This is a genomic window from Lacinutrix sp. (assembly GCF_023299985.1).
Classification (GTDB): Bacteria; Bacteroidota; Bacteroidia; order Flavobacteriales; family Flavobacteriaceae; genus Lacinutrix.
Genome location: NZ_JALZVX010000206.1, coordinates 1 through 8,711, shown reverse-complemented (window position 1 = coordinate 8,711; position 8,711 = coordinate 1). Strand labels below are relative to the sequence as shown.

9 protein-coding genes are annotated in these 8,711 nt (G+C 29.1%); 2 read left to right on the top strand and 7 right to left on the bottom strand.

Annotation, left to right across the window (positions count from 1 at the left end; translation table 11 throughout):
• Both Q0C58_RS11035 and Q0C58_RS11030 read left to right on the top strand, forming a co-directional pair.
• On the top strand, positions 1-400 hold a 400-nt coding region (locus tag Q0C58_RS11035), incomplete at its 5' end, for a DUF4974 domain-containing protein (protein WP_290701416.1).
• Positions 400-2,706 (top strand): FecR domain-containing protein, encoded by a 2,307-nt coding sequence (locus tag Q0C58_RS11030; RefSeq protein ID WP_290701413.1) that lies wholly within the window; start codon positions 400-402, stop codon positions 2,704-2,706. The genes Q0C58_RS11035 and Q0C58_RS11030, both read left to right, overlap by 1 nt.
• A gap of 74 nt (positions 2,707-2,780) precedes the next feature.
• Here Q0C58_RS11030 and serB read toward each other — a convergent pair whose 3' ends face one another.
• The 7 genes from serB to Q0C58_RS10995 all read right to left on the bottom strand — a co-directional run.
• A complete protein-coding gene (gene serB, locus Q0C58_RS11025; RefSeq protein WP_290701410.1) occupies positions 2,781-4,004 on the bottom strand; it encodes a phosphoserine phosphatase SerB in 1,224 nt (407 codons plus the stop codon).
• 21 nt (positions 4,005-4,025) lie between these two features.
• Positions 4,026-4,511 carry an ABC transporter ATPase gene (locus Q0C58_RS11020; RefSeq protein WP_290701407.1) on the bottom strand — a complete coding sequence of 162 codons (486 nt, stop codon included), beginning with the start codon at positions 4,509-4,511 and terminating at the stop codon, positions 4,026-4,028.
• Positions 4,512-4,546: 35 nt separating this feature from the next.
• Entirely contained in the window at positions 4,547-6,046 is a 1,500-nt protein-coding gene (locus Q0C58_RS11015; protein ID WP_290701404.1) for a PH domain-containing protein, read from the bottom strand.
• A complete protein-coding gene (locus Q0C58_RS11010) occupies positions 6,047-6,553 on the bottom strand; it encodes a PH domain-containing protein (protein ID WP_290701401.1) in 507 nt (168 codons plus the stop codon). It lies immediately after the preceding gene.
• Positions 6,554-6,661: 108 nt separating this feature from the next.
• Positions 6,662-7,453 (bottom strand): (Fe-S)-binding protein, encoded by a 792-nt coding sequence (locus Q0C58_RS11005; protein ID WP_290701398.1) that lies wholly within the window; start codon positions 7,451-7,453, stop codon positions 6,662-6,664.
• A 22-nt stretch (positions 7,454-7,475) separates the two neighbouring features.
• Positions 7,476-7,817: a hypothetical protein gene (locus tag Q0C58_RS11000; RefSeq protein WP_290701395.1), complete on the bottom strand. Its 342-nt coding sequence runs from the start codon at positions 7,815-7,817 to the stop codon at positions 7,476-7,478.
• Positions 7,818-7,998: 181 nt separating this feature from the next.
• A partial coding sequence (locus Q0C58_RS10995) for a 4Fe-4S dicluster domain-containing protein (RefSeq protein WP_290701392.1) occupies positions 7,999-8,711 on the bottom strand: 713 nt, incomplete at its 5' end.

Below are 8,711 nucleotides of genomic sequence, written 5' to 3'. Positions count from 1 at the left end.
ACAGTTTAATGTAAATGCTTATAATGAAGATTTTAAGGTTAACTGTTATGAAGGTGAAGTTAAAGTAATCTCAAACAATAACACTACGGTTTTAAAGCCACAACAATCTGTTTTAAAAATAAAAGGAAATATACAAGAGAACAAAAATTTTAAAGGTTACAAACAACCAACTTGGATTTCTGGAGAAAGCACGTTTAGAAGTGTGCCTTTAAATTATGCTATAACGGCTTTAGAAAACCAGTATAATGTAAAGATTAACAAAGGTTTGATTGATGATTCTAAAATATTTACTGGTAGTTTTACGCATTCTAATTTAAATTTAGCTTTGGCTACCGTATTTAAAACAATGCAAATTTCTTACATAGAGAATAATAAAATAATAGAACTTAGTATGCACTAATGAAGCGGATATTTAAACTTATATTTTTAATCCCTTTAATGCTTTTTTCACAAAATGACACTCGGTTTTCAATTGAATATGTTGAAGAACCATTATATGATGTGTTTTTAAATATTGAAAATGTTTACAATATTAGATTCTCTTTCCCAGATTATATTACGCGCGATAAAAAGTTAACCCTAAAGAAGGCAAATAGAACATTAGAAACTGTTTTAAACGAGATTAGTAAAAAAACAAATTTAGAATTTGAATATATTAATTCTCGATACATAATAATTAGGCACTTAAAAAAGGATACCATTGCATTTAACGAAACTTTACAAGAGGTTTTTATTCGTTCCTATTTAGTAAATGGTATTTCTAAAAACAAAGACGCATCATTTAAAATAAAACCAAAAAAACTTGGTTTATTGCCAGGGCTAATAGAGCCTGACGTGCTTGAAAGTGTCCAACAATTACCAAACGTAATAAGCCCTAATGAAACAGCCTCTGGTTTTTTAGTTCGTGGTGGCTCTGCAGATGAAAACAGAGTGATTTGGAACGGAATAAACATTTATCATAAAGGGCATTTATTTGGAATGATTTCTCCAATTAATTCTAACGCAACTCAAACTATAAATTTTTATAACAAAGGTACCAACCCTCGTTTTGGTGATCGTATATCTAGCGTTATTGATATTACTACTAATACTAAAATTAGCGATTCTATAAAATTTGAATTTGGAGTTAATGCTATTAATTTTGACGCTTATTTAGAGCAACCCATTATTAAAAAAAAACTAAGCGTTCAAGCTTCATTTAGACGTAGTTATACCGAATTATTAAATTCTTACACCGTAAACCAACTTGCAAGGCATGTGTTTCAAAACACTAAAATTGATAATTTACAGAGTAGTAATAATTCCTTTTTTTTTAGGGATTATAGTATTCAAATTAATTACAAACCAAATTTAAAAAACAATATTTCATTTTATACCATAGGAATAAAGAATGATTTAAATTATAATGATTTAGAATTATCTCAAGAGTTATTATTTAATGATGCATTAAGTATAGAAAACAACGGTTATGGTTTTAATTGGGACACCAAGTGGAATTCAAAAATAAAACAAAAAACACAAGCTGTTTTTTCTAAATATAATTTTAATTATAATTTTATTACAAAAGAAAATAATACGCTACTATTCGATTTTGAAAAGCGAAATGTAATTGATGATTATGAAATTTCTACAGAATTTGAAATTGTTAATTCTAAAAAAAACATACTAGCTTTAGGTTACCAATACTCATTAAAAGATGTTGGTTATGCCTTTTTAAATAGTGATCCAAACTTGACTTTAATTTTAGACTCTAACGATACTGTAATAGAAACTAATGCTATCTATGGTAATTATACAATTGAAAATTTAAATGGAATAGAATTAAAATTAGGTTTGCGAGTATCGAATTTTAGTTTGTTAAATGCCTTTAAGTTTGAGCCTAGATTGCAAATTAATAAAACCCTATCTAATAGTTTTAGAATACAGCTTACCGGAGAAATTAAAAACCAAATAATTAGTGAAATAGACGAGACCGTTTTAAGCGATTTGTCTCTCGAGAATAAACTTTGGAGATTAGCTGATGGCAAAACGTTTCCTATAATTAATAGTACTCAAATTTCTGCAGGAATTTTATTTAAAAATAACGGATGGCAAGTTGATATAGATAATTATATTAAAAAAATTGATGGTAAAACAGCTTTATCTTTAGGATACTTAAACCCAGATAATTCTAATTTTAATATTGGAAATCAAAAAATAATAGGTAGCGATATTTTTATAAAAAAAACTATTAATCCATTCCATGTATGGTTTAGCTATTCTTTTAACAACATAAAAAATGAATTTACCGAGATAAACAATGGGTATTCGTTTACAGCAAATACAAATATTAAACATGCTATTAACACGTCTTTGGTTTATCAAAAAAAACAAATTCAGTTTGCCTTAGGCTGGAAATGGCATTCTGGAAAACCTTATACAAAATCAACAACCAATGCGCAAGGTACTATTGTTTTTGATGATATAAACACAGAGGTTTTACCAAATTTTCATAGATTAGATTTCTCTGCTATGTATGCATTTAAATGGAATAATAAACAGCGTTTAAAAAGTAAATTTGGCGTTTCTATACGTAATGTATATAATAGATCTAGCTTATTAAGTAGAGACTATATTAGCAATAACGCTATTAATAATACAATTCAAATTGTAGATAAGTTTTCGTTGGGCTTTACTCCAAATATTCTTTATAGAGTCTATTGGTAAACTGTTAAATAAATTTTAAGTTAACACTAACATCAATTCTTGGTATTTAACTTTTACATAATCATGCTAAATAACTAGTCTAATAAATCTATATGTTTATCATGGTAACCTAGTAAATAAAGTACACCATCTAAACCAATACTAGAAATAGAGCTTTGTGCATTGTCTTTAACCTTAGGTTTAGCGTGAAAAGCAATACCTAAACCTGCTAGATTTAACATTGCTAAATCGTTAGCTCCATCTCCAATTGCTATTGTTTGGCTTATATTTAAACCTTCTTTTTTTGCTATTTCTTTAAGGTATTCTGCTTTTTTGTTACCATCTACAATATCACCAAGATAATTACCGGTAAGTTTACCATCTTTAATTTCAAGTTGGTTGGCATATACATAATCTATGCCTAATTCTTTTTGAAGGTAGTTTCCAAAGTATGTAAAACCGCCAGAAAGAATAGCAGTTTTAAATCCATAACTTTTTAAAGTATCTATTAAACGTCTTGCACCTTTTGTAATTGGTAAATTAATAGCAACGTCTTTAAGTACTTCTTCTTTTAGACCTTTAAGTAGCTTCATTCGTTTTTTAAAACTCTCATTAAAGTCAATTTCACCTTGCATTGCAGACTCTGTAATAGCTTTTACTTCTGCTCCAACACCTGCAAGTTCTGCAAGCTCATCGATTACTTCGGTTTGAATTAATGTAGAATCCATATCGAAACAAACCAAGCGTCTGTTTCTTCTATAAATATTATCTTCTTGAAAAGCTATATCTACATTTAAGTCTTTAGATAATTGTAGAAAACTTTTAGTTAAGTCTGATTTGTTTGATATTTCTCCACGTATCGATAATTCAATCGACGCTCTAGGATAGTCATTTTTTTTAACAAGAGAAGTTCTTCCTGTTAAACGTTTTATAGCATCTATGTTTAAATTTTTATCTGAAATAACTTGAGTTACTTTAGAAATTTGCTCTGCAGATAATTTTTCTCCTAAAATGGTTATTATATAACGGTCTTTACCTTGAAGCGTTACCCATTTTTCGTAATTTTCTAATGTTATTGGTGTAAATTTTGCTTGAATACCAAGCTCGTAAGCTTTAAATAATAAATCTTTTAAAACAGGAGAAGAATTTACTCCAAATTCTATTTCAAATAATATTCCTAAAGATAAGGTATCGTGAATATTAGCTTGACCAATATCTAGAATTTTAGCATTAGAAGCTGCCAAAACAGCTGTTAAACTTGCTGTTAAACCTGGTTTGTCTTGACCTGAAATATTTAATAGAAAGATTTCGTTCTTCATAATTATATTTTACTAAAAAGACTAATTTAGAAATCTATTATGCCAACTATCGCTTGCAGGCACTTCCCAGTTTTCATTTAACTCAGCAATATTAGTAACCAGATTATTAAAAACGATTGTGTTTTTAGACACGGCTTTTTGTTTTGCCATCGTTCTAAAATCTGTTAATGTTTTATAGGCAACATACTCTCCTTGTTTATAGGATACATTCATTTTATCCATTAAATCGACAGTGTATTCTTTTTCTAACTGTTGGATAAAATGTACTGAAGCATCAATACTACAACCAGTTGCAGCTTGTGAGTCTTGATTAATAGCTATAATAATAAAGCGTTTGTATCTAATATCATAACTTGCGTTTAAATCGCTTCCATGTGCAGTCCAATTAGTAATAAAGATGTTTAATTTCTCTTTTATTTCTTCTAATTCAGTTTCAGAAAAAGAACGATTGGCTTGATATATCCAAAGTTTTGAGTGCTCTGGCAATGTATTGAATTCTACTAGCATTTTTAATAAATAGTTTAGGTTGTAAAAATAGTAATTTACATCCAATCTTTACGTTGAGATTCGACTTGATATAATAAGTAATCAACAATAGTATTCGCTCTACTTTCTTTTACATATAAAATTTTCGTAGCTTTAGATGCTGTGTAAATTTCAACTGTAACAATCTTTCTTATTTTTTGAAAGATTGTTTGTTTTGTAGCAACAGCTTGTATTTTATGAAATTCTAAAAGCTCTGTAATTGTAGAAATTGCACCACTACCAACTATTAACATATTATCTTTAATTGCATAATAGGCTTTTCTATAGCGCCAATATATTAATACCGAAATTAATGGTACTAAGAATAGATTAACAATCCAGAATTGATTTCCAAATTTAAAAAAACTTAGTAGATTAAAAATTAGAATTGGTATTATTGATTTTAAAATTAAAACACGAATATAATATTTCTCTGGTTTTTCTTGTTTTGATATTAAACCAATCTTCTGCATCAGTTTTTTAACTAAATAATCTACTTGTACTCTATCTAAACCTATAATAGAAAAATGCTTTTGCAGTTTTTTATCTACCATTGCTTGTTTAATACTTAGTGTATTAAGTCCAAAATAACGTTTAAGTCTATTGTTTTTAATTTCAATATTCTGAATACGAGATGGAGAAAGTATAATGGCTACTTTATTAAATAATCCTTTTTTTATTTCAATCGTTTTTTTATGCTCAATAACTTGTAATTCAAAATTGAGTAAAAACGTTTTTATTAATGAAAACAAAATCGAAATAATTAAAGTAACACTTAATATTAATAAAAAAACTACAATAAGAATACTAATTGAATTTTCATTTTGTTTTACTAACAATTCAAACTTATCACCTAATTTTAATTGTTTTAAATAGTCTTCATAACTAGTATAAAAACCACCTACAAACCCAACAATAATCATAAAACTCTTAATGTGGTTTTGACTAAGTCCTTCAAGAAACAGTTTCTTTAAACTTGCTCTATAATAAACAGCAGTGACTTTTGGAGTATCATTTAATAGCTCTAAGCCTTTGTTTTCTATAGATTTATAAGATAATAAATGTTCTTTAAGCTCCAAAGCTCTTTCTCTACTAAGTGCATTAATTTTAACTTCAGCTTTTGCGTCTCCAGCGGTTTCTATTTCAAGTTGTACAACATTAATTATTTGTTGAAGCACGTTTTGCCTGATATAAATGTTTTGGATTTTAGATTTAGAAACGCTAATTTTCTCTTTATTTAATATGCCTTTAGATAGTATAAAGTCATCATTATCAATATAAAATTTAAAGTTTAGATATTGAAGAATCGACCGTATAAAAATGACTAGAAAAACACTAAAGACTATAACAATCATTTTATTTTGAGACATCCCAAAGACTTTTCCGCTTTTTATAAAGCTATAAGAAAGTGCGGCAATTGCAAGAAAGAGGCTTTTAATAATTTTATAACTATTAAAACCAAATAAAACAGCTATGCCTTTTATGGATTGTCGCGACGGATTTGTAAAGTCGAACACTTATTTAATCTTGGTTGTTAGTAGTTGGTTTATGTTTTCGGCTTCAGTACGTGTAAGTCCGTTAATGGATAAATCTCCTCCAGATTCTCCAGCTGTATAAACGTTAAGCGATGCAAGATTAAATAGTTTTGCTATAAAACTTTGTTTTGTTTCTGTGTGTTGAATTCTAATAAATGGTACAATTGTTTTTTTATGGCTTAATAAGCCTTTAGCGTATATAATATCGTGTGTTCTTAATGCGTAACCTCGCTTTTTAAAACCTAAAACTGTTATAATACTCTGCAGTATAAATAGTACTACTAATAATATAATAACGTACCAAAACACATTAGAAATCCACTCTTTTTCTAGGAAGTTATTACCTGAGATTATAAGCCCAAAAAGGATAATGTATTTGAGGATATTATTGATAAATAATATTTTTAAATAACTTCTAGAAATAGGTTTTAGTGAAACAATTTCCGCTTTTGGTATAGTACTTATGTCTATTTCTTGATTTGCAAACATTATTTTTTCTTATGATTGTAACTAACTGATAATGTAATAAATAAACCGCTAAACAAACCTGTTTTTAATAATTGTTTAAATAGTGATTTTTCTCTTTCCATTAATTTATTACAAACCTTGAGAACTTGCAATTAACTCCGCAACATCCATAACTTTAATAGATGCTTCTTTTTCTTTTACTTTTACACCATCAGACATCATAGTCATACAATAAGGACAGCCTGTTGCAATAATATCTGGATTGGTTTGTAATGCATCCTCAGTACGAAGCTCGTTAATGTCTTTATCTCCTTTTTCTGGTTCTTTAAACATTTGTGCTCCTCCTGCTCCACAGCATAATGCTGTAGATTTGCTACGTTTCATTTCTATTAAAGTTGCATTTAAATTTTTTAAAACCTCTCTTGGAGCATCATATTCAGAATTTGCTCGACCCAAATAACATGGATCGTGAAAAGTAATACGCTTATTCTTAAAGTCGCTATCTACAATTTTAAGTTTTTTAGAGTTTATTAATTCTTTTATAAATTGTGTGTGATGCAATACTTCGTAATTTCCACCTAAACCTGGATATTCATTTTTAATACAGTTAAAAGAGTGTGGATCGCAGGTTACAATACGCTTTACGTTGTAACCGTTTAATACTTCTATATTCATTACTGCTTGCATTTGAAACAAGAATTCGTTTCCTGCTCTTTTTGCTAAATCTCCAGTTGCACTTTCTTCTGTACCTAAAACTGCAAAATTAACTTCAGCTTTGTTTAATATTTTAACAAATGCTTTTGTTATTTTTTTTGCTCTATCGTCGTAACTTCCTGCAGATCCAACCCAAAATAGTATATCTGGAGTTTTACCTTCTGCCATTAGCTCTGCCATTGTTGGCACTATTAGTTGTTTGCTCATGTTATTTTATTTGTATGAGTAATTACTCTTCTTCTTTTATACCAGCAAAATCTGTTTTTGCAATTCTAATGTAAACGGCTAATTTCTTTTTACCGTCTTTTAGTTTGTTTTTGGGATCGTTTTTTTCACTGTCTGTTCTCCTAACTGCGTCTTCGCCTATGAGCTCTAATTGGTTTTTAGTACAGTAATCGCAAAACACTTTTTTTAATTTAATATTAATTGCTTCTCCTGCTTTGTATTCAATTTCTGTATATGCTTTTATTTGTAGAGAATCTTTTCTGTAATCTTGAGCAGAAATGGTTTGAAAAGTGCACAACATAATGAGCATGATAATTTGCTTGTATGTTGCTGTTTTACTCTTCATTTTGTTTTATTATTTATAAATATTTAATTGTCTTTTATTGAATACTATTGTTAGTAAGTATTCCTGCGTTAAGGGTTGATGCGGCATCCTTTTTTTTGTTGCATATATGCAAAAAAAAGATATAGCGGAAAACCTGACCAAGATGATGCTTTTTGCATGTCTTGGTAACGCTCAAATTATTTTACTCGTCTTTCCAGTTTAATCTATCCATTTGGTTGTATGGCCAAGGCGCTCCATTGTTCTCGATATTGGTCATCATGTTATTAAGCTCCATTGGTGCTGCGCTTTCTTCCATTACTAGATAGCTACGCATTTCCATAATAATATTTAATGGATCGATACTTATTGGGCAAGCTTCTACGCAAGCATTACAGCTGGTACATGCCCAAAGTTCTTCTTTTGTAATATAATCGTTTAATAATTGTTTTCCGTCGTCTTTAAATTCACCATTGTTAGCATCTATATTTTTACCAACTTCTTCTAGACGGTCTCTGGTGTCCATCATTATTTTTCGAGGTGATAATTTTTTGCCTGTTAAATTTGCAGGACATTCGCTTGTACAGCGTCCACATTCTGTACAAGAATAAGCATTAAGTAGGTTTAACCAACTTAAATCTTGCACATCGCTTGCTCCAAATTTAGCAGGAGGCTCGCTGCTTTCTGTTTCTTCTGGCACTGCGTAAGGATCTGCGTCTGGATCCATCATTAACATCACTTCTTTTGTTACTGCATCGTTATTTGGAAATTGTCCTTTTGGTGTTAATTTTCCATAATAAGTATTTGGGAATGCTAGTAAAATATGTAAATGCTTAGAGAAATATAAGTAGTTTAAAAATACTAATATACCAACAATGTGAAGCCACCATGCGCTTCTTTCTATAAGGTGAAGCGTAT